25 protein-coding genes are annotated in these 25,449 nt (G+C 57.9%); 14 read left to right on the top strand and 11 right to left on the bottom strand.

Features of this window, described 5'->3' with window-relative positions; all coding sequences use genetic code 11:
* Position 1 precedes the first annotated feature (1 nt).
* From rhmD to rhaS, 8 genes are all read left to right on the top strand, one after another.
* A complete protein-coding gene (gene rhmD / locus IEX44_RS02660) occupies positions 2–1,186 on the top strand; it encodes an L-rhamnonate dehydratase (protein ID WP_188688414.1) in 1,185 nt (394 codons plus the stop codon).
* Positions 1,187–1,218: 32 nt separating this feature from the next.
* Positions 1,219–1,971, top strand: coding sequence for an L-rhamnose 1-dehydrogenase Lra1 (lra1, locus tag IEX44_RS02655; RefSeq protein WP_188688412.1), 753 nt, complete (start codon positions 1,219–1,221; stop codon positions 1,969–1,971).
* Positions 1,972–1,992: 21 nt separating this feature from the next.
* Positions 1,993–2,307, top strand: coding sequence for an L-rhamnose mutarotase (gene rhaM / locus IEX44_RS02650; RefSeq protein WP_188688410.1), 315 nt, complete (start codon positions 1,993–1,995; stop codon positions 2,305–2,307).
* A gap of 9 nt (positions 2,308–2,316) precedes the next feature.
* Positions 2,317–3,210, top strand: a complete 894-nt coding sequence (locus tag IEX44_RS02645) for an amidohydrolase family protein (protein ID WP_229678701.1) — start codon at positions 2,317–2,319, stop codon at positions 3,208–3,210.
* A gap of 28 nt (positions 3,211–3,238) precedes the next feature.
* Complete coding sequence (locus IEX44_RS02640; protein WP_188688408.1) at positions 3,239–4,765, top strand: sugar ABC transporter ATP-binding protein; 1,527 nt, start codon at positions 3,239–3,241, stop codon at positions 4,763–4,765.
* Positions 4,762–5,817 (top strand): ABC transporter permease, encoded by a 1,056-nt coding sequence (locus tag IEX44_RS02635; protein WP_229678700.1) that lies wholly within the window; start codon positions 4,762–4,764, stop codon positions 5,815–5,817. Before IEX44_RS02640 ends, IEX44_RS02635 begins: the two co-directional genes overlap by 4 nt.
* Before the next feature lie 67 nt (positions 5,818–5,884).
* Entirely contained in the window at positions 5,885–6,886 is a 1,002-nt protein-coding gene (locus IEX44_RS02630) for an ABC transporter permease (protein ID WP_188688407.1), read from the top strand.
* Positions 6,887–6,988: 102 nt separating this feature from the next.
* Positions 6,989–7,990: a rhamnose ABC transporter substrate-binding protein gene (gene rhaS / locus IEX44_RS02625; protein WP_188688405.1), complete on the top strand. Its 1,002-nt coding sequence runs from the start codon at positions 6,989–6,991 to the stop codon at positions 7,988–7,990.
* A gap of 82 nt (positions 7,991–8,072) precedes the next feature.
* On the opposite strand, the gene IEX44_RS02620 is transcribed toward rhaS, so the two are convergent.
* A complete protein-coding gene (locus IEX44_RS02620) occupies positions 8,073–8,861 on the bottom strand; it encodes a mechanosensitive ion channel family protein (protein WP_188688403.1) in 789 nt (262 codons plus the stop codon).
* A 155-nt stretch (positions 8,862–9,016) separates the two neighbouring features.
* Between IEX44_RS02620 and IEX44_RS02615 the strand changes: the two genes are divergently transcribed.
* Genes IEX44_RS02615 through IEX44_RS02605 form a run of 3 tightly spaced genes read left to right on the top strand, consistent with a single transcriptional unit; the run spans position 9,017 to position 11,759 of the window.
* Entirely contained in the window at positions 9,017–9,760 is a 744-nt protein-coding gene (locus tag IEX44_RS02615) for a (Fe-S)-binding protein (RefSeq protein ID WP_188688400.1), read from the top strand.
* A 2-nt stretch (positions 9,761–9,762) separates the two neighbouring features.
* Positions 9,763–11,175 carry a lactate utilization protein B gene (locus IEX44_RS02610; RefSeq protein WP_188688398.1) on the top strand — a complete coding sequence of 471 codons (1,413 nt, stop codon included), beginning with the start codon at positions 9,763–9,765 and terminating at the stop codon, positions 11,173–11,175.
* Complete coding sequence (locus IEX44_RS02605; RefSeq protein WP_188688396.1) at positions 11,172–11,759, top strand: LutC/YkgG family protein; 588 nt, start codon at positions 11,172–11,174, stop codon at positions 11,757–11,759. Before IEX44_RS02610 ends, IEX44_RS02605 begins: the two co-directional genes overlap by 4 nt.
* A gap of 205 nt (positions 11,760–11,964) precedes the next feature.
* Here the strand turns inward: IEX44_RS02605 and IEX44_RS02600 are convergent, their stop codons facing one another.
* Both IEX44_RS02600 and IEX44_RS02595 read right to left on the bottom strand, forming a co-directional pair.
* Positions 11,965–12,468 carry a GNAT family N-acetyltransferase gene (locus IEX44_RS02600; RefSeq protein ID WP_188688394.1) on the bottom strand — a complete coding sequence of 168 codons (504 nt, stop codon included), beginning with the start codon at positions 12,466–12,468 and terminating at the stop codon, positions 11,965–11,967.
* A 180-nt stretch (positions 12,469–12,648) separates the two neighbouring features.
* The gene (locus IEX44_RS02595) at positions 12,649–13,527 is read right to left on the bottom strand and encodes a tetratricopeptide repeat protein (protein WP_188688392.1); all 879 of its coding nucleotides are present in this window, start codon (positions 13,525–13,527) and stop codon (positions 12,649–12,651) included.
* Between the two features lie 258 nt (positions 13,528–13,785).
* Here IEX44_RS02595 and IEX44_RS02590 point away from each other — a divergent pair, with 258 nt between their 5' ends.
* Positions 13,786–16,056 (top strand): mechanosensitive ion channel family protein, encoded by a 2,271-nt coding sequence (locus IEX44_RS02590; protein WP_188688390.1) that lies wholly within the window; start codon positions 13,786–13,788, stop codon positions 16,054–16,056.
* 105 nt (positions 16,057–16,161) lie between these two features.
* Positions 16,162–16,767: a hypothetical protein gene (locus tag IEX44_RS02585; RefSeq protein ID WP_188688388.1), complete on the top strand. Its 606-nt coding sequence runs from the start codon at positions 16,162–16,164 to the stop codon at positions 16,765–16,767.
* A 133-nt stretch (positions 16,768–16,900) separates the two neighbouring features.
* On the opposite strand, the gene IEX44_RS02580 is transcribed toward IEX44_RS02585, so the two are convergent.
* The 6 genes from IEX44_RS02580 to IEX44_RS02555 all read right to left on the bottom strand — a co-directional run bounded on the left by IEX44_RS02580 (position 16,901) and on the right by IEX44_RS02555 (position 22,362).
* Positions 16,901–17,476 (bottom strand): PqiC family protein, encoded by a 576-nt coding sequence (locus IEX44_RS02580; RefSeq protein ID WP_188688387.1) that lies wholly within the window; start codon positions 17,474–17,476, stop codon positions 16,901–16,903.
* On the bottom strand, positions 17,473–19,116 hold the full coding sequence (locus IEX44_RS02575) for a PqiB family protein (protein ID WP_188688385.1): 1,644 nt from the start codon (positions 19,114–19,116) through the stop codon (positions 17,473–17,475). Before IEX44_RS02575 ends, IEX44_RS02580 begins: the two co-directional genes overlap by 4 nt.
* Complete coding sequence (locus tag IEX44_RS02570; protein ID WP_188688383.1) at positions 19,109–19,738, bottom strand: paraquat-inducible protein A; 630 nt, start codon at positions 19,736–19,738, stop codon at positions 19,109–19,111. The genes IEX44_RS02575 and IEX44_RS02570 overlap by 8 nt, the downstream gene beginning before the upstream one ends.
* Complete coding sequence (locus IEX44_RS02565) at positions 19,735–20,346, bottom strand: paraquat-inducible protein A (protein WP_188688381.1); 612 nt, start codon at positions 20,344–20,346, stop codon at positions 19,735–19,737. Before IEX44_RS02565 ends, IEX44_RS02570 begins: the two co-directional genes overlap by 4 nt.
* 262 nt (positions 20,347–20,608) lie before the next feature.
* A complete protein-coding gene (locus IEX44_RS02560; RefSeq protein ID WP_188688379.1) occupies positions 20,609–21,487 on the bottom strand; it encodes a ZIP family metal transporter in 879 nt (292 codons plus the stop codon).
* A 137-nt stretch (positions 21,488–21,624) separates the two neighbouring features.
* On the bottom strand, positions 21,625–22,362 hold the full coding sequence (locus IEX44_RS02555; RefSeq protein WP_188688377.1) for a dienelactone hydrolase family protein: 738 nt from the start codon (positions 22,360–22,362) through the stop codon (positions 21,625–21,627).
* A 180-nt stretch (positions 22,363–22,542) separates the two neighbouring features.
* Here IEX44_RS02555 and IEX44_RS02550 point away from each other — a divergent pair, with 180 nt between their 5' ends.
* Positions 22,543–22,953, top strand: coding sequence for a bleomycin resistance protein (locus IEX44_RS02550; protein ID WP_188688375.1), 411 nt, complete (start codon positions 22,543–22,545; stop codon positions 22,951–22,953).
* A gap of 676 nt (positions 22,954–23,629) precedes the next feature.
* Here IEX44_RS02550 and IEX44_RS02545 read toward each other — a convergent pair.
* Together IEX44_RS02545 and IEX44_RS02540 are read right to left on the bottom strand one after the other, a co-directional pair.
* Positions 23,630–24,412, bottom strand: a complete 783-nt coding sequence (locus IEX44_RS02545; RefSeq protein WP_188688373.1) for a class I SAM-dependent methyltransferase — start codon at positions 24,410–24,412, stop codon at positions 23,630–23,632.
* Positions 24,413–24,509: 97 nt separating this feature from the next.
* Positions 24,510–25,427, bottom strand: coding sequence for a LysR family transcriptional regulator (locus tag IEX44_RS02540; RefSeq protein ID WP_188688371.1), 918 nt, complete (start codon positions 25,425–25,427; stop codon positions 24,510–24,512).
* Between the last annotated feature and the right edge of the window lie 22 nt (positions 25,428–25,449).

Genomic DNA, 25,449 nt, shown 5'->3' with positions numbered 1-25,449 from the left:
AATGAGCATGCCAACCATCAAGCAAATCCGCGCCTACACCGTGCGCGGCGGCGGGGCGGATTACCACGATCAGGGCGGCGGTCACTGGATTGATGACCACATCGCCACGCCGATGTCCAAATACGAGCAATATCGCCAGAGCCGCCAGTCATTCGGCATCAACGTGCTAGGTACCCTGGTCGTCGAGGTGGAAGCCAGCGATGGCACGGTCGGCTTTGCGGTGACCACGGCGGGTGAGATTGGTGCGTACATCGTGGAGAAACACCTGGCCCGGTTCATTGAAGGCCAGAAAGTCACCGACATCGAAAAGATGTGGGATCAGATGTTCAATGCCACGCTGTACTACGGCCGCAAAGGCGTGGTGATCAACACCATCAGCGGCGTGGATCTGGCGCTGTGGGATCTGCTGGCCAAAGTGCGTGGTGAACCGGTGCACCAGTTGCTGGGTGGCCCGGTGCGCGATCAACTGCAGTTCTACGCCACTGGCGCACGGCCGGATCTGGCCAAAGAGATGGGTTTTATCGGCGGCAAGATGCCGCTGCATCATGGCCCGGCTGAAGGTGAAGAGGGTCTGAAAAAGAACCTGGCCATGATTGAAGACATGCGCAATCGCGTGGGCGATGACTTCTGGCTGATGCTCGATTGCTGGATGAGTCTGGACACCAATTACGCCACCAAACTGGCCACCAGGGCCCATCAATACGGCCTGAAATGGATTGAAGAAGCGCTGCCGCCAGATGACTACTGGGGCTATGCGGAGCTACGCCGCAATGTCCCTAAAGGCATGCTGGTGACCACGGGTGAACACGAATCGACGCGCTGGGGTTTCCGCCTGCTCATGGAAATGGGCTGCTGCGACATCATCCAGCCCGATGTGGGCTGGTGCGGTGGTGTCACTGAACTGATCAAGATTTCCGCGCTGGCCGACGCCCATAACGTGCTGGTCGTGCCGCACGGTTCATCTGTGTACAGCTACCACTTTGTGATCACTCGCCATAACAGTCCGTTTGCAGAGTTTTTGATGATGGCGCCCAAGGCCGACCAGGTGGTGCCGATGTTCAACCCGCTGCTGCTGGATGAACCGGTGCCGGTGAACGGGCGGATTTCTGCTTCAGCGCTGGATAAACCGGGCTTTGGCGTGCGCTTGAACCCGGAATGCAAGCTGGTGCGGCCGTACGAGCACTGATCTGACTGGCGATGAGAGAGCTGGAGAAACACATGCTTCTAAAAGACAAAACCGTCATCGTCACCGGGGGTTCCCGCGGGATTGGTCGCGCCGTGGCAGTGGCTTGTGCGCAGCATGGCGCCAACGTGGTGGTCAGCCATCACAGCCATGCGGATGAAACCATTGCCGACATCCAGGCCCTGGGCCGTGGCGTGGTGGCGGTGAAGGGCGATGTGGCCGATCCGCAAACCGCGCAGTTGCTGGTGCAGGCGGCCGTGGAAAATTTTGGTGGTGTCGACGTGCTGGTCAGCAATGCCGGCATCTGCCCGTTCCATGGTTTTCTGGATATGCCGCTGGAAACCTTCCAGCGCACCATGGAAGTGAACTTGCATGGCGCGTTTTATGTGACGCAAGCCGTAGCCAACCGCATGAAGGATCAGGGACGAGGCGGTGCCATCATCGCTATCAGTTCGATCAGCGCCCTGGTGGGTGGCGAGTATCAAACCCATTACACGCCGACCAAAGCCGGTGTGCATTCGCTCATGCAATCGACCGCCATTGCGCTGGGCAAATATGGCATCCGCTGTAACTCGGTGATGCCCGGCACCATCCTGACCGACATTAACAAAGACGACCTGTCTGACCCGGAAAAAGTGGCGTATTTCAACAAGCGCATTCCGTTGGGCCGTATGGGCCAGCCCGAAGACATTGGCGGCGCGGTGGTGTTCCTGGCATCTGATATGGCGGCCTATGTCACGGGCGCATCCTTGCTGGTTGATGGTGGTTTATTCGTCAACCTGCAGTAACGCACACACGGCGTCGTGATCATGCAAACCCACGCTTTTCGCATGCAGCTCAACCCCGGCCAGGCCGCTGAATACGCGCGCCGGCATGATGAAATCTGGCCAGAACTGGTCATGGCACTCAAAGACGCCGGGATCAGCGACTACCGCATCTTCCTGGATCAGGAAACCAACGCGCTGTTTGCGGTGCTCAAAGCCACGGATAACCACCGCATGGCAGACCTGCCGCAACTGCCGGTCATGCGCCGCTGGTGGGATTACATGGCCGACATCATGGCGACAGAGCCTGATCACAAACCGCAGCAATGGGCGCTGGTGCCCGTGTTTTACATGGAGTAGGGCCAGGACATGACGATGCTTCAGGTAGTTGATCCGCACGTTCACCTATGGGCTCCAGGCACGCTGCGCTACCCATGGATGGAAAGCGACGCCGTCGGTTTTAACGGCGATGTGACGCCGGTGAAGAAACGGTATGCGCCGGCAGATTTGCTGGCCGACGCGGGCGACACCGTGCAAGTCCTCAAGGCAGTACATATCGAAGCCATCGCCGCAGATCCGCTGGCTGAAACCCGCTGGGTGCAAGAACAGGCCGACGCTCAGGATGTGCTGAAGATCGGCATCGTCGGCTATGCCGATTTTACCCGGCCGGATGTCGAAACTTTGCTGGCTGCACAGTGCGAGAGTCGTGCCACGCGCGGCATCCGCCAGATTCTGAACGTGCATGCCAACCCGTTGTATGACTATGTTGGCCGCCACTACATGGATGACGTGACCTGGCGGCGCAACTTCAAGCTGCTGAGTCAATACGGCCTGAGTTTCGACATGCAGTTGTACCCCTCACAAATGCATGCCGCCGCTGTCCTGGCGCGTGATAACCCGGATGTGAGCTTTGTGCTCAACCACGCCGGCATGTTTGTCGACCGTGATCAAGTTGGCGGCTGGGCGGCCTGGCGTGATGGTCTGGCCCTCCTGGCCACGCTACCCAACATGACGGTGAAGATCAGCGGGCTGGGCATGTTTGACCATCACTGGACAGTGGAAAGTCTGCGCCCTTATGTCTTGCAGGTGATTGACACGTTTGGCGCTGATCGCTGCATGTTTGCTTCCAACTTCCCCGTCGACAAGCTCTACAGCAATTATCCGGCGGTGTGGCAGGCCTTTGCGCAGATTGTGGGCGGGGCGAGTGATTCTGAAAAAGCGCAGTTGTTTCGCATGAATGCGGAACGGGTTTACCGGTTGTAGACACAGTTTCAGCAACAAGGACCATGCAATGAGCGATCAACCCACCCAGCCGCGGCTGGAACTGCGCGGTGCGAGCAAAGCCTTTGGTGAAGTCCAGGCGCTGCTCAACGGCTGCTTGTCCCTGTACCCCGGCGAGGTTCATGCCTTGCTGGGTGAGAACGGCGCGGGCAAGTCCACGCTGGTGAAAATCCTCGCTGGCGTACACAAGCCGGATACCGGCACTTTGGTGATTAATGGCGTGCAACGCCACTTCGCCCGACCCTCTGATGCGCTGGAGGCCGGCATTGCCGTTATCTATCAGGAGCCGACGCTGTTTGCTGATCTCTCGATTGCCGAGAACATCTATATGGGGCGACAGCCGCTTGATCGCCTGGGTCGCATTCGTTACGACGAGATGAACCGCTGGACACAAGAGATACTGCAGTCGCTGGGCGTGCAACTGAAAGCGACGCAACTGGTGCGCGGACTGTCGATTGCCGATCAGCAAGTGGTGGAGATCGCCAAAGCGCTCTCGCTGAACGCCAATGTGCTGATCATGGATGAACCGACCGCCGCATTGTCGCGACCAGAAGTAGAGCGCTTGTTTGCCATTGCCGAGCGTTTGCGCGCAGCCAACGTCGCCATCCTGTTCATTACGCACCGGCTGGAAGAAGTGTTTCGTCTGACCCAACGCGTCACCATCATGCGTGAGGGTGCGGCGGTCCATTTCGCCATGACCGCCGAGATGGATCACGACAGTATTGTCGCCCGCATGGTGGGGCGTGATCTGTCTACCTACTACCCCAAAGCGGATGTCACGCCGGGAGAAGTCGGTTTGTCAGTACGGCGTCTGTCGCGTACCGGTGTGTTTCGGGATATCTCTTTTGACGTGCGCAAAGGTGAAATTGTGGCGCTGTCCGGCCTCGTAGGTGCTGGGCGCAGTGAAGTCGCCCGTGCCATTTTCGGGGTTGATCCGGTGGATAGTGGGGAAGTCTACGTCATGGGCCAGAAGCTCAAACTGGGCAAACCTGCCACCACCGTGCGCGCGGGCGTGGCACTCGTGCCTGAAGACCGCCGCCAGCAAGGCCTGGCGCTGGATATGCCGATTGCCCGCAATACCTCGCTCACCGTGCTCAACAAACTGGTTCATTTTGGCTTGATCTCTGGCAAGGCAGAACGTGCACTGGCGACGGAGTGGGGCAGCAAACTCAAACTCAAGGCGCATACGGTTGATGCGCCGGCCGGCACACTGTCCGGCGGCAATCAGCAAAAGGTGGTGCTGGGTAAATGGCTGGCTACGCATCCGCGCGTTCTGATCATCGATGAACCCACCCGCGGGATCGACGTCGGTGCCAAGGCCGAGGTCTACCAGACCATGGCAGACCTGGTGAAAGAAGGCATGGCCGTACTGATGATCTCCAGCGAGTTGCCCGAGGTACTTGGCATGGCTGATCGCGTGCTGGTCATGCACGAAGGCCGCATCACGGCGGATATCCCGCGTGACGAGGCCAATGAAGAACGCATCATGGCCGCTGCGCTGGGCCAGACTGATCCCGCCTCCAGGAAAGCAGCATGAGTACCACGTTCATGAGCCAACACAGCCAAAGCCTTGCGCCTGTCGCCAACCCCACGCCTGAGCGTCAACGCTGGTTTCTTGTTCTGGCGCGCAACCGGGAAAGCACATTGCTGGTCGTCTTGCTGCTGCTGATCGTCGGCACGGGTCTGGCAGAACCGGCGTTCCTTTCCTGGCATAACGCGCGGGACGTTCTCCTTAATGTGGCGATCACGGCCATCCTGACTGCCGGGATGACGGTGGTGATGCTGATGCGGCATATCGATCTCTCCGTGAGTTCGACGCTGGGCGTCACTGCCTATGCCGTGGGTAGTTTGTTTATCGCGATCCCCGGCATGCCCGTGCCCCTGGCCATTGTCGCCGGTGTACTGATTGGCGTGGCGGCGGGTTGTGTCAATGGTGCGCTGGTGACCTTCGGCCGCGTGCCGTCCCTGGTGGCCACGCTTTCCACGCTCTACATCTTCCGCGGTATCGACTACGCCTGGGTGCACGGGGGCCAGATCAACGCCACCAGTTTGCCGGATGCGTTCTCGCACATTGCGACGGGCAATGTTCTGGGCTTGCCGATTCTGGTGGTGATTGCCGCTGTCGTGCTGGCTGGCGTCGGTTACTACCTCAAGTTCTTCCGTGGCGGCCGCGAGTTTTATGCCATTGGTTCTAACCCGGAAGCAGCCACGCTGGCAGGTATCCGCGTTAATCGCCGCGTGTTTGTGGGCTTCTTGTTGTCCGGCGCTTTGGCAGGCCTGGCTGGCGTGTTGTGGCTGGCGCGTTTTGGCACGGTCGATGCGAGCACCGGCAAGGGTATTGAACTGCAGGTTGTGGCTGCAGCGGTGGTCGGTAGCGTCGCCATTACCGGCGGTGTCGGCAACGTATGGGGTGCCACGCTGGGTGCGCTGTTGCTGGGTGTGATCAATATCTCGCTGGTGGTGCTACGGGTGTCGTCTTTCTGGCAACTGGCCATCCAGGGCGCGCTGATTGTGCTGGCGATTGTCAGTGACACGCTGTTGTCCCGCCGTATTGCCAAGTGGTCGATGAAGAAGCGGGAACTGGGTTGAGCCGGTTTGCCAGGCTGATCTGCCCGACTTCAATGGATTCTGAGCTTCAGGAAAAAAGGAAACACTCATGGCGACAACCCAAAAACTGAATCTGCGCTTCTCCTGGGAAGCCATGCTCTGCGTCGTGCTGGTCATGTCGCTAGGGCTGGGGCGCGGGTTGTCGGCCGAGTTCCTCGGCACGGCCAACGTCTCCAACCTGTTGGCAGACTTCACTGAAATCGCGCTGATGGCTTTGCCGATGACGCTGATCATTGTCGCCGCCGAGATCGATCTCTCCGTGGCCTCGGTCATGGGCATGTCCAGCGCCTTGATGGGCGTGCTCTGGCATATGGGTTTGTCCATGCCGCTGGTGGTGGTCCTGGTGCTGGCCGCCGGCATTCTGGCAGGCCTCTTTAATGGCCTTGTGATCGTACGGCTGGGTTTGCCTTCGCTGGCCATCACCATCGGTACCCTGGCCATGTTTCGCGGGTTTTCGTACTTGTTGCTGGGCGATCAGGCGATTGCCGACTTTCCGGCCAGCTGGACCACCTTTGGTATCAGCACTGTGGGCGACAGCTTTCTGCCGCAGCCTTTTATCCTGGTGATCATTGCCGCCGTGGGCTTCACCGTACTCCTGCAATCCACGGCGTTTGGTCGCAGCCTGTACGCCATTGGCAGCAACCAGACTGCTGCGCATTTCTCTGGCATTGATGTGGCCCGCACCAAGATCAAGCTGTTTGTGATGTCCGGATTCATGAGCGCCCTGGCGGGGATCATCTACACCCTGCGTTTTTCCAGCGCCCGGGGTGATAACGGTGAGGGGTTCGAACTCTCTGTCGTCGCGGCGGTGTTGTTTGGCGGGGTGAGCATTTTTGGCGGCAAGGGCTCGCTGGTGGGCGTGTTGCTGTCCCTGCTGATTATTGGCGTGCTGAAAAACGCACTCACGCTCTACGACGTGTCCAGCGAAGTGCTGACGATTGTGACCGGTCTGTTGCTGTTGTCGTCGGTACTGGTGCCCAACATGGCTGAGCGCTTGCGGGCAGCGCGGATCAAGCGGGTGATGGCGGCCAAGGCCGTTGCTGCGCGCTAGGCAAATTCATTACGACATCCCGGCTCCACAAGAGCCGGCTTAAGCGGTACCCAAAAACCATGGTCAAACCACCGACCAGATACATTGACGAGGAGTCGACTCATGCACAGAAACATCAAGTTACTGGCCATGCCGGTACTGCTTGCGGCGCTGCTGTCTGCCACAGCAATGGGCGCGGGGATCAAGAAAGACCTGAAGATCGCGTTTTTGCCAAAACAGATCAACAACCCCTATGAAGTGATCGCCGACAACGGCGGTCTGGAAGCCATCAAGGAAATGGGCGGCGTAGGCAAGGTGGTGGGCCCGTCGGATGCTGGCGCATCGTCGCAGGTGTCGTACATCAACACGCTGATCACGCAAAAGCAGAACGCCATCGTGATTGCTGCCAACGATGCCAATGCTGTGGTGCCTTACCTCAAGAAGGCGCAGGCGCAGGGGATCAAGGTGGTGACGTTTGACTCGGATACTGCTCCGGAAGGTCGTGCGTTGTTCATCAACCAGGCAGATAGCGAATCCATTGGCCGTGGCCAGATCCAGTTGCTGTCCAAATTGATCGGTGGCGAAGGTGAATTTGCGGTGCTATCGGCCACGCCGAACGCCACGAACCAGAACACCTGGATCAAGTGGATGGAAGAAGAATTGAAGAAGCCGGAATACGCCAAGATCAAGCTGGTGAAAGTGGCTTACGGCAACGACGATGACCAGAAATCCTTTGTGGAAACACAAGGTCTGCTGCAAGCGTACCCGAACCTGAAGGCCATCGTCGCCCCGACTACCGTCGGGATCTCTGCTGCCGCGCGTTATATCTCGACATCCCCGAAAAAGGGCACCTTTGTGGTGACCGGCCTGGGTACGCCGAACCAGATGCGCGCCTTTGTGAAGAACGGCACGGTGAAGGCGTTCCAGTTGTGGGATCCGGGTGCACTGGGTTATCTGGCAGCCTACGCTGCGGCTAACCTGGCTTCGGGCAACATCACCGGCAAGGAAGGCGAGACCTTTGAAGCCGGCAAGCTGGGCAAGCGCACCGTGGGCAAGAGCGGCGAGGTCATCCTTGGACCACCGACCACCTTTGATGCCTCCAACATCGACAACTTCAACTTCTGATGGCCGTTTGATGGCTTGATCCGCCGGGCCATTACGTGCCGGCATGACGCCACCTGGGCTGCGTCATGCCGGCGATAAGGCGCTACGCGCGTTGCGTAATGGTCACGGTTTTTTTGAGTTCCGGTGGCACCTGCCCCAGCAACTCACTCTTTACACTCAGGAAATCAGCATTTTGCGTCCACGCATACACAGTGATGCGCGTGCCGACATCGGTAAAGTCAGAGACCACCACGTTGGGTGCGGGGTCGGTGAGAATGCGGTTATCCGAATCAATCAACATGCGCAGGTGTGCAATGGCGTTGGCGACTTCGGTATGCGGCACCACAAGGTGCGCTTCAATCCGCCGAGTCGTGTTGGCGCTGTAATTGGTGATGGCGCTGCTCCACAACTGACTGTTGGGTACAAACATGCCTTGGCCATCCGCCTTGTTGAGGCGCGTGTAAAACAGACTGATTTCCTTGACCGTACCGGCGATGGTTCCGCTACCTTCGATGTAGTCACCCACCTTGAAGGGGCGCAGCAGCAAGATCATGAAACCCGCGGCGATATTCTGCAGCGTACCCTGCAAAGCCAGGCCGATGGCCAGACCTGCCGCGCCCAGCGCCGCCACAATGCTGGTCGTGCGTACGCCAAAGCGGTCCAGCGCGGCGGTGAGGGCCAACAGGCGTACCGACCATTCAATGATGCTGGCCAGTATCGGCCGGATAGTGACGTCGGCGCTGGTCTTGTTCAAAGAACGCATCACCAGTGCGCTGATGCGGTTGGACAACCACCAGCCGACGATCAGAATGACCGCCGCCAGCACGGTATCGAGGCCGAAATCCAGCGTGTGTTGTACCACCCAGTTCCAGGTGTATTGCGTGGTGGGCATGGGGTTTCTCCTTGTTCTCTGGCGGCTGCACTCGCCGTAATGTAGATACTCTTAACCTTGGTACGACTTGCTGGGGCAATGTGTGTTCCGGCAAATGGCCAAAATCCGGTTTTCGCTGACATGGCGACAGCCTGAAACGCTCGCGGGACTCACAGATGCAAGTTGCTTTGTTCATCCCCTGTTTTATCGATGCCTTCTTCCCGGAAGTCGGCATCGCCACACTGGAGTTGCTGGAGAAAACCGGTTGCACGGTGGTGTACCCGTTCAACCAGACCTGCTGTGGCCAACCCATGGGTAACAGCGGTTGCGAGACTGACGCCCGTGGCACCGAGGCGCTGTTCGTGCAGAACTTTGCCGACTACGACTACGTGGTCTCGCCCAGTGGCAGTTGCGTGCACCATGTGCGCGATCATCTCACCGCGGTAGAGCAAGACAGCGCCACACGCAAAGTTCGCGCTTCGACGTACGAACTCGTCGAGTTCCTGCACGATGTGCTCAAGATCACGGATTTTCCGTGGGCAGAGTTCCCACACAAAGTGGGCCTGCACAACAGCTGCGGTACCTTGCGCCGACTGGGGCATGCCAGCACCAGTGAGCTCAATGTCACACCCTGGTCCAAGCCGCTGGATTTATTGCGCGGGGTAAAGGGGATCGAGTTCGTCACACCCAAAAGACCGGATGAATGCTGTGGTTTTGGCGGGACATTCTGCGTGACCGAAGAGCCTGTATCGGCGCGCATGGGGTATGACAAAGTGCGTGATCACGCCGGGGCCGGGGCGCAGTACATCGTGTCTGCGGATATGTCCTGTCTGATGCATCAGAAGGGCTGTGCAGAGCGACTTGGAATGCCGCTCAAGTTCATCCACATTGCGCAGATTCTGAATGGGGCGCGGGGTTGATCATGGGAAAGAGCAACGACATTTTCAGCGACAAGAAAGTCGATCACGTTAAAGGCTCACGCCAGTTCATTGCGGATGAGCCGCACATTGCTTTCCATGACAAACGTTTGTGGACACTGCGTGAGCTACGTGACAAAGAGGCGCATGGCATTGCCGAATGGGAGCAACTGCGTGAACTGGCCTCGGCCATCAAAAGCCATACGCTCACACACCTGGCCGATTACCTGGAAGAGTTTGAGCGCAATGCCACCGCCAATGGCGTGACTGTGCACTGGGCCAAAGACGCGGTAGAGCACAACCGCATCGTGCACGAGATCCTGGCAGCGCGGGGCGTGGATACGCTGGTCAAGTCCAAGTCGATGCTGACCGAAGAATGCAATATGCGCCCTTACCTGGAGGAGCGCGGCATCACGGTGGTCGAGACCGACCTGGGCGAACGCATCCAGCAACTTGATGACGAACCGCCGTCGCATATCGTGGTACCGGCCGTGCACAAGCTGGCAACCGATGTGGCGCAAACCTTTGCCGACACTATCGGTACGGATCGCAACAACGCCGATCCGCATTACCTTGCCGAAGGCATGCGCCAGGACACGCGTCCGTACTTTATCAAGGCGGGTGCGGGGATGACCGGCTGCAACTTTGCCGTGGCGGAAACCGGCACCGTGGTGACCTGTACCAACGAAGGCAACGCAGATCTATCAGGCAATGTGCCGCCGCTGTATATCGCCAGCATCGGCATTGAAAAACTGATCCCGAAAATGGAACACCTCGGTGTGTTCATCCGCATGCTGTCGCGGAGCGCACTGGGCTCGCCGATCACGCAATACACCTCGCATTTTCGTGCGCCGAGGGCAGGCGGCGAGTCGCACTTCATCCTGGTGGATAACGGCCGTAGCGACCGGCTGGCGATGGATGATTTCTGGTATTCGCTCAAATGTATTCGCTGCGGCGCGTGCATGAACACCTGCCCGGTCTATCGGCGCAGCGGTGGCTTGAGCTATGGCGGTGTGTACGCGGGCCCGATCGGGGCCATCATCAACCCGACGTTTGACCTGAAAAAATACAGTGCGCTGCCTTTTGCCAGCACGCTTAATGGCAGTTGCAGCAATGTCTGCCCGGTGAAGATCAATATCCACGAGCAGATCTACAAATGGCGGCAGATTGTGGTGGAGCAGGGTCAGGTGTCGTTTGTGAAGAAAGAAAGCATGAAGCTGGCGGGCAAGCTGCTGGCGGACCCGAAACGCTATCGGGCGTGGAGTAGCGGCGCTGGCAAAGCGCTTGCCAGTTTGCCACGGGCATTCTTGTACAACCCTTTCAACGCCTGGGGCAAACAACGCGAGTTGCCCGAGCCGCCCAAACAAACCTTCCATCAATGGTACGCCGCCAACCGCAAACAAGAGAACGAAGCATGAGCAGCCGCGACGATATCCTGAGCAAATTGCGCAGCGCTGGCCGGGTACCGGAACCCTTGCCGGAAGTCCCGCTGTTCGACGCGGGTTTGCCACCGGCGCTGGACCAATTCAAAACCACGCTGGCGCGGATGGGCGGGCAGTGGCTCGATACGCCGGCTGAGGGGCTGGACGCCTGGCTTGGCACGCGTTTCCCGGATGCCAAAGTGATCTGCAGCGCGGTGCCAGAGATGGCCGGTACGTTGCGGGTAGAAACGGTGACCGACCCGCGCGCGCTGGAGAACGTGGATGTGGGCATCGTGCGCGCGCGCTTTGCGGTGGCAGAGACGGGGTCAGTGTGGTTGTCAGAGGCCGAGTATGGCGTCAATTCACTGGGGTATCTGGCACAGCATCTGGTCGTGCTGCTGGACGCCTCTGCGATCTTGCCGAATCTGCATCATGCGTACCGGCAGCCCGCGTTTGCCGAGGCCCGATACTGTGCGCTGGTCACAGGGCCTTCAGCGACGGCGGATATTGAGGGGGTGTTGATCCGCGGGGCGCAGGGGGTGAGGACGTTGACGGTTGTTGGCCTGGGCCAACGAGTTTGAGAAACTGAACCGCGGTTAGCGCCTGACGGCGGGGTCAAGGGGATGTTCGTCAAAAACAACCCCAACTCCAACTTCGCACACCATCTGTTCACAAGGATGGGGCGGTTGCTCTTTCACAAACTCGTCATTCCGGTCTTGAGCCCGAAACCAGTCAACCGCCTGGCGGGGTGCCTTCGATGGATGATGACTTCCGCCCAAATCCATCTCAGAGCATCAAAATCATCAACTCTTCATCGTAAAACGTACCGTCTACCAGAATCGCATCTGGCTCCCGCCCGTACAGCTTGAACCCAAGCTTTGTATACAAACCCTTCGCGCGCGCGTTGTCAGATCGCACGTTTAACAGCACCTGCCGCACGCCATCCCACTCCCGCGCGGTATTGATGCCGGCTTTCATCAGCGCCGTGGCATAGCCCTTGCCCCGCGCGGCGGCGTTGACGAAAACACCAACCAGAATCACCTTGTGCGCCAGTTTGCGGCGCGGGTCTTGCAGCAGACCAATGATGCCGACCAGTTCCTCGTCCTCAAACGCGCCCAGCACCTGGTTATGGCCATCTGGCGCGAGGCGTTTTTCCAGCTCCAGCGGCGTGAGCGTGATGATTTCTTCCTCCACCGTGGGCATGAACGAGGTGGGGGAATCGGCCAGCGCGGCCAGGCGCAGGGCACGATAAAGCTGGGCGTCGGCGGGGGTCAGACGGCGGATGTACATCAGTGGTCCCGTATAAGCGATAGGTAATTGTGCCCTGGTCTTACCTTCAAGGTACACATAGAGCGCCACATACGCGGGTGGGAATGCCACCTCTTGGCCGCCAGACGCACCGTTGCGGTGCTCTGGAATGAAAAAAGCCGGTCAGGAGACCGGCTTTTTTCCAGGATCACGCCAACGGTGTTACCAGTTGTTGTCGTCACCACTGCCAATGTCGAGTGCGCTGTCAGAAAAGCCGCCCGTATTGCCACTGTTGTTGTCCCAACTGCTGCCGTTGCCAAAATCAATGGGTTGGCTTTCCAGTTGCTGGTCAACATTGCCAGCGCCGGCCCCGTTCTCGTAAATGTAGGTGTTGTTCTCGACAACTTCGGGTCGTCCACCCATGCCTCCATTGCGATGATCCAGCATTTCTTCAACCAGCATGCCTGCAGCAAAACCGCCCGCGGCACCCATCAACCCGGCGCCGAGACCGCTACCGCCTTGATTGACCACCACCGGGCCATTGCCGACTGGCATGCCGTTGTTGTAACCACCAGGTACACCGTAGGGTTGTGCCGGGCCACCGTTGCCGGTGAACACCGCGGGTTCGCGGCGGCGGGTAGTCAGCCAGATCAGCATGCCAAATCCGGCCACAACCAGGATGATGATGCCTGTCCAGCCAAAGCCACTGCTGCGTTCCGCCGGCACCGCTGGCGGGGCAACAGCTTGCGTGGTTACCGCACGGCTGCCGCCTGAGGTTGCGGCGGGTTGCGCTGAGTTCAGCAATTGCGCTTCAAACTTGCGGAACTTGTCCGGGTTAGTGAAGTGGATTTGTGGGTCGATCGTTTTGGCTTTGAGGGCCTCGTTGGTGGCATCGGCAAACTGGCCGTTGTGCGCCAGGATTTCAGCGTAGATGTAATGCGCCTTGGCGCTATCGGGCTTGGCGGCGATGACTTCCGCCATCATGGTTTGGGCTTGCGCAAAGTTGCCTTGCTTGACGGCCGCCTGAACGTCTTGCTCGGTCGGCAGCGCAAAAGCCAGGGTGGTGGCGACTGCAAAAATCAGACTTGCTATCCAGCGCATGGGTGTTTCTCCTTGTTCGGCAATGATGCCAATCCCGTTTCAAAGTAACGCCGTAGCGCCACGAGTCCGGGTTTTCTCATTCGCAGTATCGGCGGGGCTGCTTAAACAGGACTTAACCAGACAGCGTCATCATCTGACCTGTGTGCCGGTTCACTGGGTTGGTGGTCAGCTTGATCGCCATCCCCAGGCTATCCTGCACCTATTGCGCCTCGTCAATGCTCATGTCGGGGCTATGCCACTCTTTTTCGAGGTTCTGCCTTGACGTCTGTCGCTTTCATGCTGGCCCGCTGGCGTAGCCGGTTGTTATGGATGCTGCTCGGCCTGTTTCTGCTGAGCCCGGTCTGGGCGGTGACCTTGCCAGGTTTGCCCAAGCCCTCGGCCTCTCAAGCCAGTGCTGCCTCGGCGGTGGCGTTTGCGGCCTCGCTGGATAACGTCATCAACACGCTGGAGGACGATCAGCGCCGCACCGCACTCGTGTCAGAGCTCAAGCGCATGCGGACAGTCGCCAGTGCGGTGGCCCAAGACGCACAAGCGCAGCAGGGCGGTGGCTTGCTGGGGCAGGTCACAGGTATGGCTCGCTGGATGGGGGTGCAGACCGACCTGATCCTGACCAATCAGATTGCCTGGACACAGTTGCTGCGTAATGCCGCGTATGACTTCACGGTGCACGTGCAAGAGACGCCAGGCCAGGGCGCGCGGGTGGCGCTGGGGTTTCTGGGGGGGCTGGCGGTGTGGGCAGTGACTGCGTTCGCGATCCGGGAGATCGCGCTGCGGATCCTGCGCCGGTATGGTCTGGCGCTGGATATGCCGGCAGACCCCAGCACCTTTACCTTGCTGATTTATGCGGCACGGACGATCGCTCCCTGGGCGCTCGGGCTGGTGCTGACGGTGTATTTCACCAGCGACTGGTCGCATTCGGTCGGCGGTGCGTTTGCCTTTTTGCTGGCCTGGTGTGTGCTTTGCGGTGCCGTTTTTGCATCACTGGCGCTGGCGCTGTTCTCGTTATGTGCCAAAGGGCACCGCCGCCCGGCTGTGCGGGTCTTGCTGCATGGGTGCTCGCGCTGGCTCATTTTGTTTGGCGCCATGGCCGCGTTGAATGATGCCGCGGGGGATTACCGCACCCAACTGGCGTTGGGCATGAATTTCTGTTTTTTGATCATCACCATCAGTCACCTGGTTAACGTCGTGTTGCTGGCGGCGTTTGCCATTCGCTTCCGGCGGCCCGTGGCGCATTTGATTCGCAACAACCCCTATCCATTCCGGCAAAAGCACAAAACGGTCAGCGAGATCTTGCAGTTTGCTTCCATGGTCTGGCAGTGGCCGGTACTGATGATTGCCGTTGTCGCGGGCGTGGGCATCTGGGGTAGTGCGGGGCGCAATGGTGCGTTGACGGATCAAGCGGTGCGCACGGTGGTGTGGCTGGTGATGGCGGCGTTTGTGAGCATGCTGATTCACCGGCGCTATCAGGCGCGCTTGCAGCATCCGGGTTACGCGGCGCGGCGTTCAGCCTACGTGCGGCGGATGCTGCAATTTACCTTTTTGCTCCTCAATATCGCGAGCTGGTTTCTGTTCTTTGAGCTGATATTGCATACCTGGCATCACTCGCTGGCAGACGTCGCGAAACTCACCGTGGCCGGTCGGCGCATGGATCAGGTGTTCTTCAGTATCGCAACCACGCTGTTTGTCATGTGGCTGGTGTGGATCGTGCTGGATGCCATCATGGAAGAGCGGATCGCTGGCAAAAGCAGTTTCCGGCGCGGTGGCGGTCATACCTCAAATCGCGCGCGCACTTTGCTGCCTTTGTTTCGCAATGCCTTGCTGGTCATCATGCTGATTATTGCGGTGATCTTGTCATTGGCCAATCTGGGTATCAACGTGAACCCGTTGCTGGCAGGTGCCGGTGTGATCGGTCTGGCGGTGGGTTTTGGTGCGCAGGCCCTGGTGCAGGATCTGATCACCGGCGTGTTTATTCTGGTGGAAGACACCATCGCCGTTGGCGATACCATCGATGCGGGCGGCCATGTCGGCACGGTTGAGGGGCTGACGATCCGCACCGTGCGTATTCGCGACGTGCAAGGCGCGGTGCATTCCGTACCTTTCAGCCAGATCAAGGTCATCAAAAACATGGGGCGCGATTTTGCCTACGCTGTTTTTGATATTAATGTCCCCTATGAAACGGACATCGACAAGGTCTTGCAAGTGATGCGTGATACCGGGCACGAAATGAGCCACGATGTCTCATGGCGGCATTTGTTGCTCGCGCCGCTGGAAGTCCAGGGGCTGGACCGGTTTGATGCCAGCGCGCTGGTCATCCGCGCCCGCTTCCGGACGCGCCCGCTGCAACAGTGGGACGTGGCGCGCGCGTTCAACTTGCGGCTGAAAAAGAATTTCGACAAAGCCGGCATCAGCATGCCATTCCCGCAGATGGATATTCGCGTCAACGGCAAGCTGGATTTACCCGAACGGGCAGAACAGGCCCCGTCGCTGGAGGGCCCGCAAAAGCCGGATTTATCATCGCCGCCGCCCTGATGTGGCATGATGGCCGCCCGGATTTCGCCGAAATCCAGAAAGCCCATACTGACCGGTGCCAATTAATAGTCTGCGCCAGGACAAACCATCAACCAGGGGGAAAGCATGTTGCGTGATGAGCGCAAGGACTCATATATAACGGCTGAAATTTCTCAGGCCTGGACGCATTACCGCCATATGGAAGAAATGCGGACGAAATATCTGTCGTTTTATTCGACGGTAATCATTGCTTCAGCCGGTTTCTTTGTAAATCTGGCAAAAGATGAGCGGGATATTGTTACCCCCCATCTGTTTTTTCCTCTCTCCATTTTTACTTTGCTGCTGTTTGTTTTTTCTTTGGCCGTGTGGGCGAATATTTACCGGATTGGCCATATTGTCTGGGTCTACGGAAATATTTTGCAAGAGACGAGAAAGTCCGTTCTCAAGGAAACCAATCCTGCATATGTGCGCTGGCAGGTGCGCAAACATATTCCACCTTCGGTGAGTGGCGGACTTTTCAGTATCCAGTCAGCCGCCAGCTACATTGTGTCGGGCGTGTGTCTGGTTTTGACAGGAATGCAGGTTGTATTGACGATGAAGGCTTATGACCTTGGCACTCTTCCGGTCTGGCAGAAAATGGGTGGAGAGGTTTTTATTTTTATTGAAGTAGTCCTGAGTTTCTATGCATTGTATTGCGTTGCGGCTGCAAAGAAATTCAAGAAAACAAACTGAATAGAACGAATAACACTCAAAACAATCGAGAGTGAAAAAGCCACTATTCAGAGTGGCAAAAAAGCCAAAGCCGACCAGAATATCAGCTTGATTTCTGATCGGCTTTCAGTCTGTTCACGGGCATCCAGCCAGGCTAGCGAGGGATTGCTGCCGCGATATCCGCAGCCAGTTTACCCAATGCCCGTTCATGCGCGGCCGCCATGGCCGCGTAGCCGGTGCCTTGCACGGGTTCTTCAAACACACTGCGCCCGCTCTTCACCGGCGTGCTGGTTTTGTCCAGAATTTGCCAGGTGGCCTCCTGTACCGCCATTTTGTCCGGTATGGAATCAAAGCGCTGGATATTCACGCTGATCGTCCAACTCGTGGTTGGCAGTGGCAATTGAGGCCACGCCGTGACGTTGGGTGTACCCAGCAGGCGTGACAAATCAACGGACAACGTGGCCGGTATCTGGTTTTTCAGCGGCGCAGCCCAGCGTTGCTGTTCCAGCAAAGTCAGGCTGTTATCGGGCTGGTTGATCACAAACTGCGGCCGATCAACTGCTGGTGGAATATTCACGACTGCCACCGCAATAGCCAGGTTGGACGGGGGTATGTTCGCGGGCGCTGGCACCGGGTTGAGGGCGTAGTAGCGTTCCGGCGGCGCCGAGCCACAACCGGCCAGCGTGATCACGGTGGCTGCAAGGGCAAGTGAGAGGGCGGAGCGGATCATTTGGCATCTTCCTTCTGGCCACGGAGCAGGGCATCCGGATGGCGGCTGAGATAGTCAGAGAGGTCGCGGAAGGCTTGCGCGGCTTTGGACACCTCTTGCAGCGTGTCATTCATGTTTTGCTGCACCGGCGCATCGGGCGAGAGGGTTTGTCTGGCCTGGTCAATGGCATCTTGCGCTTGTTTGAGCGTGGCTTGCGCTTCTGGCGTCACTTCGTTTTTCAGCTTGCTCACCAGAGCATCCGCGTTATCCAGCACCTTGTTGACGTTGCGCAGCGCCTGATCGGCATTCTTGCCCATGGACTCAATCGGCAGGGCATCCAGCTTTTTGGCGATGGACAGCGCGGTATCCTGTAACTGCGTCAGGCTACCGGCGATGGTGGGCATGGAGGGCGGGAACTGTTTCCAGTCGATCTCGGCCTTGCCGGCGCCCGGCATGAAATCAAGCGCAATATACAACTGGCCGGTGATCAGATTGCCCGTGCGCAACTGGGCGCGCAAACCGTGGGCGACCATGGCGTTCAGAATGCGGACTTTTTCCGTAGGGCTGTCTACGTCTTTGGCGTCTTGCTTGAGGCGGCCACGCAAGCGGTCCGGATACAGATCAATGGTGACTGGCATCAGGATTTCGTGTTTCTCTTTGGAGAACTCGAAGTTGATGGCTTTTACCTCACCAATGGTAATGCCCCGGAAATCAACAGGCGCGCCTATAGACAAACCACGGAGCGATTCGCGGAAATACAGCACAAATGGTGCACGTTCGCGGTCGGCTTCTTTCATGGCGCTATTACGGTCAGCCGCCAGGGTGAATTGGGTTTCGGCCGCTGCGGCTTCGGCCACAGGCTGATCGGGTGGGGCCTGGAAAGCAATGCCGCCGATGGCAATGGACGCCAGCGACTGGGTTTCAATCCTCAGGCCGTTGGCATCAAGCGAGACATCGACACCGCTGGCATGCCAGAACCGGGTGTTGCTGGTGACGTACTGGTCATACGGCGCATGAACAAACGCTTTAACGGTGATGCCTTTGCCATCCTTGTCGAGCGTATAGGCAGACACTTCACCCACCTGAACCCGCCGGAAGAACAGCGGTGTACCGACATCAATCGACCCCATGTCTTGCGCTTTGAGCACAAACTCGCGCCCGGCCTGGCGTGCGGTGACGATAGGGGCCTGTTCCAGCCCGACAAAATCGCGCTTGTCGGTCGCTTTACGGGCAGGATCGATCCCGATAAAAGCACCGGACAGCAATGTCGACAAACCACTCACCGTTCCGCCAGCCACGCGTGGACGGACAACCCAGAATTGGGTTTTGTCGCCCAGCAAATCATCCGTGGCATGGGCCAGCTGTGCGGTAACTTTGATGTGCTGGCGATCTTCAGTGAGCACCACGCCGGTGACATTGCCGATATCCACATCTTTGTATTTGATTTTGGTTTTGCCAGCCTCAATGCCTTCTGCTGTATCAAAACGGATGGTGATCGTCGGGCCGCGTTGCATGATGGCATGGACGGCAATCCAGCCGCCCGCCAGTGCCGCCACGATGGGGATCAGCCAGATCAAAGACGGCAAGCGTCGCTTGGGTAAGGCCTTGGCGGTGGGGATATCGTCATCTTGTGGAGCAGGAGTGTGTGTCTGATCAGTCATCTTGTTTTTGCTCAGGGTCCCAAATCAGGCGTGGATCAAAAGACATGGCGGCAAACATGGTAAGCACAACAACAGAAGCGAAAGCGACCGCGCCCGGCCCGGCGGAAATCGTCGCCAGAGACTGGAAGTGAACCAGCCCGACCATCAGCGTCACCACAAAAATATCCAGCATCGACCAACGTCCAACGAGCTCGACCAACCGGTAGAGCCTGGTGCGCTCTTGCTGGCGCCAGGTAGACTTGTGTTGCGCTGTCCAGGCAAGGGTAGACAGGGCAATCAACTTGGCCAGGGGCACGGTCACACTGGCGCAAAACACAAGGATGGCCAATGGCCAGGAGCCCGAGGTCCACAGATACACCACGCCGCTCATGATGGTGTCGTCCTCCTCATAAATAATGGAGGCGGTATGCATCACAGGCAGAATATTTGCCGGGATGTACAGCAGAAAAGCGGCAATCAACAGAGCCCAGGTACGGGCCAGGCTATCCGGCTTGCGCATATGCAAATGGGCGCCGCATCGTGGGCAACGATCATTTGCATCGGGCACGTTCTTGCTCAGCAGACCGCAGCTGTGACAGTTGAGCAGACCTGCCTCGGCAGCAGAAACAGGGCGCGGACTCATCGGGGTTCCACGGGTAGTTGCAGCCAGATCTGGCGCGGATTAAAGCTGGACATGGCCGCCGTGATCAACACCATCAATGCGGCGAAAGACCACAGCGCAATGCCCGGAATGACCGTGGCCATTGCGGTTAGCTTGGTAAGAGAAACCAGAATGCCCAACATGAAGACTTCGACCATGCTCCAGGGCCGCAACATATCCAGCATCCGCAACATGTCCGGGATACGCGGAGGCAAATAGCCCAGCGACAATGGCAACAATACGTACAACATGATCAGCATTTGTGCCGTGGGCACAATAACGGTGGTGATGAGGACCAGAACGCCCAGTTCTTGCATGCCTTCGTGGTACAGCATCAGAGCGGCGCTTGAGAGCGTGCATGACACCTGATTGCCGCCAATCTGCAAACCCATAATTGGAAACATATTAGCCAGCATCAAAAGGATGATGGCGCTGACGGTAAAGGCAAGGGCGCGTTCCTGGCTGCGATAGGACGACTTGTACAACGTGGCCCCACAGCGCGGGCAGTGCGCGACACCACCGGCCTCCAGTTCTGGTGGACGCAACAAGAGATCACACTCGTGACACGCAATCAGATGCTCATGAGACATACGAGGCTCGAACAGGGTCTAACGGGGCAACGTGCCCTGCATAACAACCTGAAATGATTTGTTTTGATATTCGTAACGTTGCGGTATATCAGCTTTCAATCAATATAGCGCCTGTTTTAAGAATTCGATTTGCAACTTTGTAACCTGTTGAAAGGCATTGGCGCAATCAGTCTGACGCCAGCAAGGGTCAAAAAAAAGAGCACCATGCAGGTGCTCTTGGTTACCGGGTTGATTTGCAAGTGTTTTTCGGCTCACCGATCGGTCATGCTGGCAAGAAATTGAAACCAACAGCAATCAACAAACCCGTTGCAAAGCTCGCCTGCAGGACGCCGGGTCTGGCCAGAAGGCGCGGGCCCATTTCTTTGCCGATAACCCACAACATGGCACCAGCGGCCAAGGCCAGCAATACGGGTAACAGAGCAGCAGAGACGCTGAGCGCCGCGGCGCCGATCAGGGCACCGACCAATTCAACCAGGCCGCTGGCCATGCCACCCAGTGCGGCCTTCGTCGGCGAAGCGCCAGCGCGTAACAAGGCGGTGGCCACTGCAAAGCCTTCCGGAATGTCCTGGAGACTGATCCCGAAGGTGAGGGCGCTGCCGTGGGCGGAACCGGCCATGGAGACACCCGCAGCGATGCCTTCGGGCAAGTTTTGCAAAGTCATGGCAAGGGCGAACAACAACAAACCAAAACGCTCAGCTTCTGCGCCGCTCTTTGCAGCAAGCTTGTTTGCACTGGCTTGCCATGTCGCGAAGCCCCAGGCCCCCAACACGGTGATCACCAGAACGCTGGAAAGCGCCACGCCTGATGACATGCCTCTGGTCATTCCCTCATGGGCTTCAGGCAAGACACTACCGATAGTGACTGTGGCCATGATGCCACCGCCAATCATCATCAAACTGCTGGCCAGGTTTTCTGGCATGCGCCGGGCGAAGGCGACGGGCAGGGCGCCGAGGGCGGTGGCCAATGCCACGCTACCGCCGGCAACCCAACCAGCCTCAAGATTGTGCCGGGTGAACCAGAAAAAGACCGAACCCGCAACCAGCACCGCGAGTGCCAACACGGCATAGCGCTTTTTGAACGGAGCCGGGCCCTGGTTGGGGGCCGAGAGTTGTTCGCCAAGGTTGAGAATGAGTGCGGTCATGATGAGTCCTGGTTCAGCGTTATGCTACGAACTCATTATCAAGAATCATTCTCATTTATGGAAATGAAATATTCCAACTTCACTCATAGAATATATCTATGAAAATAACCGGAATGTCTTGGTGTAACTATCGTGGCTTAACGCAGATTGCGCTGGAACAAATCAAACGCCAACTGATACCCCAAAGAGGCCAGTTGCGGGTCGAAACGGTCGCCCTCATCACGCATGAAAGCGTGCTGGCCGTTGACTTCATGCCAGGTGAAAGACAGTCCGGCCTGGGTCATGGCGTTATAGATCTGCACGCGGCCGGTTGGCGGGACATGCGGATCTTGCTTGCCGAAGATCATCAGCATCTCGCCCCTGACGTCACCCAGCCGCTCCATGGTGTGTTGACCCGGTACATTGGGGATGGTTTGCGTATGCAGATCAGTGGCATAGAAGCAGGCGGTCGCTTTTACTTCAGGCTGGACTGCCGCCCGGAACGCCAGATGACCGCCTATGCAAAAACCCATTGCGCCCAGGTGCCCGTTAAACCAATCCTGTTGCTGCAACCAGTCGATCATGGCGCGGTTGTCAGAGTCGTAATCAGTCACTGGTTTGGCTGACTTGTCGGCATTACCTTTATTTTTCCCATCATCGTCGTACCCCAGAACAGTGCCAATCGGGTTGAGTTCGTGGAATACTTCGGGGACCAGTACTGCATAGCCGTGACCCGCAAGATAGCGGGCCGCCCGTTCAATGGGCGCGGTTTGCTGGAAAATTTCCGAATAAAAAAGAATAGCCGGGAAACGGCCTGCCGCGTTGGGGCGGTGCACGTAAGTGCGCATGGTGCCCGTCGGCGTGGCAAGGTCTACAGTCTGGTTCTGGATCAGCATGGTGTCTCCGTTGGTCTCTTGCCGCCAGAGAAAACTGGCGTGTCAGCGTCAAAACGGATTATTCCATGAATTGTCCAGACCGGAATCGGCTTATCGGACACGGGTTATTGTTGGGGGGATTGTTACAGGCTTGCCTGGGCAACATGAAGGCAGGCGCGCAGAGCATCGAGGGAGAATGCGATGACCGCAACAATCCAGAGCATGGTGCCGATTCTGGCATCGCTCGATTTTGAAGTCACACTTGATTTTTATTGCAACAAACTGGGTTTTGAACCGCTCCATTGGGCGGATGACTACCTCATCGTCGGGCGTGATGATGTAGAGCTGCATTTCTGGTTATGCAGCGAACGTTATGTGGCAGAACATACGGCCTGCTATGTGCACACTGAGGACATCGGGGCCTTGCACAAATCCTTTCAGGCCAGGGGTCTGACGGTGCGTACGCCGGTACAGCAACCCTGGCACATGAAAGAAATGATCGTGATCGATCCGCACGGCAATTTGCTGCGCTTTGGCGAACCGACACGGATCAGATCAGCCACGCGCATGCCGCAAGCACTGCGCGCACGCGCTATGGCAAAAATGAGCTGAGTCTGCGTGGGCGAGGTGCTGAAAAGGCGGGTTGGGGCTGGTTGTGCGCAGCGGCAGGGCCTTTTCTTGAACACACAGCCCTTTTCAGGCCTGCTCACAGATTCATGAATGGGCAACGGGTAGCTGTATTTTGTTGTCTGGATGCTGAGGTTGGGTGTTATTTTATTGTTTTAATTAAGTATTTTCTTATATCGCACTGGTTTTCCCTCTGCTGAAATGCCTCCTCTTCAATGTGAGAGGAGCACTGAAAATGGGGTACGTTGAGGTCGCTTTGGGGGCTTCGTTGGTGGGGGCCGCTGTGGGAGGCATTTTCATGTTCCTCATGCCCGCCAAAAAATGCCAGGAATGCCAGGCAGATTTACCCAGGTTTATTTCTTTGGCTGAGCGCAGGCGTCTGGGGGTTCCCATGGGCGGCTGCGCATGCCAGCAGTGCAAAACCATTTACGATGCCACGGGTAAAAAAGTGAGCGCGGGCTGATCGCCTGGAGTTGTAACTCCCTTCCCGGCGCCGTTGGGTTGCCGGGAAGGGAAGTCAAAACAGGTTGGCCGGTTTTCTTCAGCCAGGCGAGGCCAGCTTAGTTCATGAGCTGAAAAAGCTATTTCCGGATGGTTAAAAGTTTGATGATTTGTGGTGGGTAACCTTGAAACATCAGGTGTCCTGAACGTTAAAACAGGGTCACGCCGGTTTTTTCAGACTGACCTGCAGGCGCATCATGCCGACATCAAATGCGCCGGGGTTGGCCGCAACCCAGGCATCTGTAACTTCTTCCAGATACGCGGCCTGCTTGTCTGCAGGCACGGGTTCAATGAATGGCAACCACGCCGTGCGGAACCAGCCTGTCAGCGCCGCCCGATCCGGATATTCCATGGTTTTGGGAATCAACCTGGCGTCGGTGACCTCCAACCCTGCGGCTTGAGCCCAGCGCTGATAATCAGAGACAGTGTGAAAACCATAGGGAAAGCGAAAGTGTTCAAACCAGGGTGCCCATTGTGGCTGCGAGCGCACCTCATCAAATGCTGCGATCACCGTAGCGCCGTTCCCGTGTCCACCCAGTTGCAAGAGGGCGTGACCACCCGGTTTGAGTGCGTTGGCAACGCCACGCAACACGCCAGCGTGTTCACCTGGTACCCAGTGAATGGCGGCGTTGGAAAACACCACTGAAAACTGCTCGTGATACGGCAACGCAGCCGCATCGGCAACTTCAAAGGCCAGATTGGGGTAGCGTTCCGGGCCATGTTCGACCTGTGCGTGAATGATCATGTCGGGGGAGTAATCCGTGCCCAGCACTTTGCCTTGGGGCACGTGAGCGGCAATGGCAGCGGTATGGCGGCCATCACCACAGCCGACATCCAGTACGGTGTCATCTGGCTTGAGCCCAAGCTGGGCGATCAATTCAACGGCCCAGCGCTCCTGGCCGGACGAATTGCGGGCATAGTCTTGCGGGTTCCAGCGTGCCATAGGTAGTGCTCCTTGAATGATGGAGTCACTATGCCGCAGGTAGAAATTCTCGAAAATTGATGCGTGGTGATGCATGCATCACAAAAAGTGATGTCTTTCAGGTTGCTGCTTCAGATGTGCCGCGCAAATGGGCAAACAGCATTTGCATGGCCGGCGATCCAACGGCATTTGCGCGCGTGCACAGACACAGCTGGCGTTGCGCCCAGTCGTCGTTCAGTGTCAGGCCGATCAGCCCCAGTGATTGAACATACGGCGTGGTCGCGCCACGTGGCACTACGCCAACGCCAAGGCCCGCTGCGACCATGGCGCAGACCGCATCAAAACTGGTGACTTGCACAAGCGGGCGCAATTCGTGCCCTGCCTGCGCGGCCTCACGCGTAAGCCGGCCGTGCAGGGTGCTGTTGGTATGCAGGCCAACCAACGGGTAGCCCAGTGCCTCAGAGAAACAGAGTTGCTCCCGTGTTGCCAGTGGATGGCCAGCGGGCACCACCAGTTGCAATTCATCTTGCCGGAACGGCGTAAACGCCAGATCCGGCATGTGCGGTAACTCGCTGACAATGCCCAGGTCAGCCACCCCGGCACGGACCGCTTCTGCAACGTCAGCGCTGACCTGCTCTTGCAGTTCTACACGGATACCCGGATAGATCTGGTGAAAAGCCGCCAATGCCCTCGGCAGGAATTCGACAATGGCAGAAATATTGGTAAACAGCCGTACATGGCCGGTGACACCGCTGGCATAGTCGCGCAACTCGCCTTGCAGGCGGTGGGCCTCATCTAACAAGTGACCCGCACGGGCACGCAGCGCTTCACCAGCCGGCGTCAGACGCACGCCGCGGGCATGGCGTTCGACCAGCGCAGCCCCGAATTGCTGTTCCAGATCAGACAAGCGCTTGCTGACCGCCGATGCGACCATATGGTTGCGCTCAGCCGCGCCGGCAATGCTGCCGGTTTCGGCCAGCGCCAGAATCAGTTCAAGGTCTTTCCAGTCAAAGCGGATGGGGAAACGGGTAGACATGCCTGTGCCTGCGTCAATCTGC

Origin of the sequence: Silvimonas amylolytica (assembly GCF_014645555.1) — a bacterium.
Classification (GTDB): domain Bacteria; phylum Pseudomonadota; class Gammaproteobacteria; order Burkholderiales; family Chitinibacteraceae; genus Silvimonas; species Silvimonas amylolytica.
This window is presented reverse-complemented; position numbering and strand designations above follow the sequence as displayed.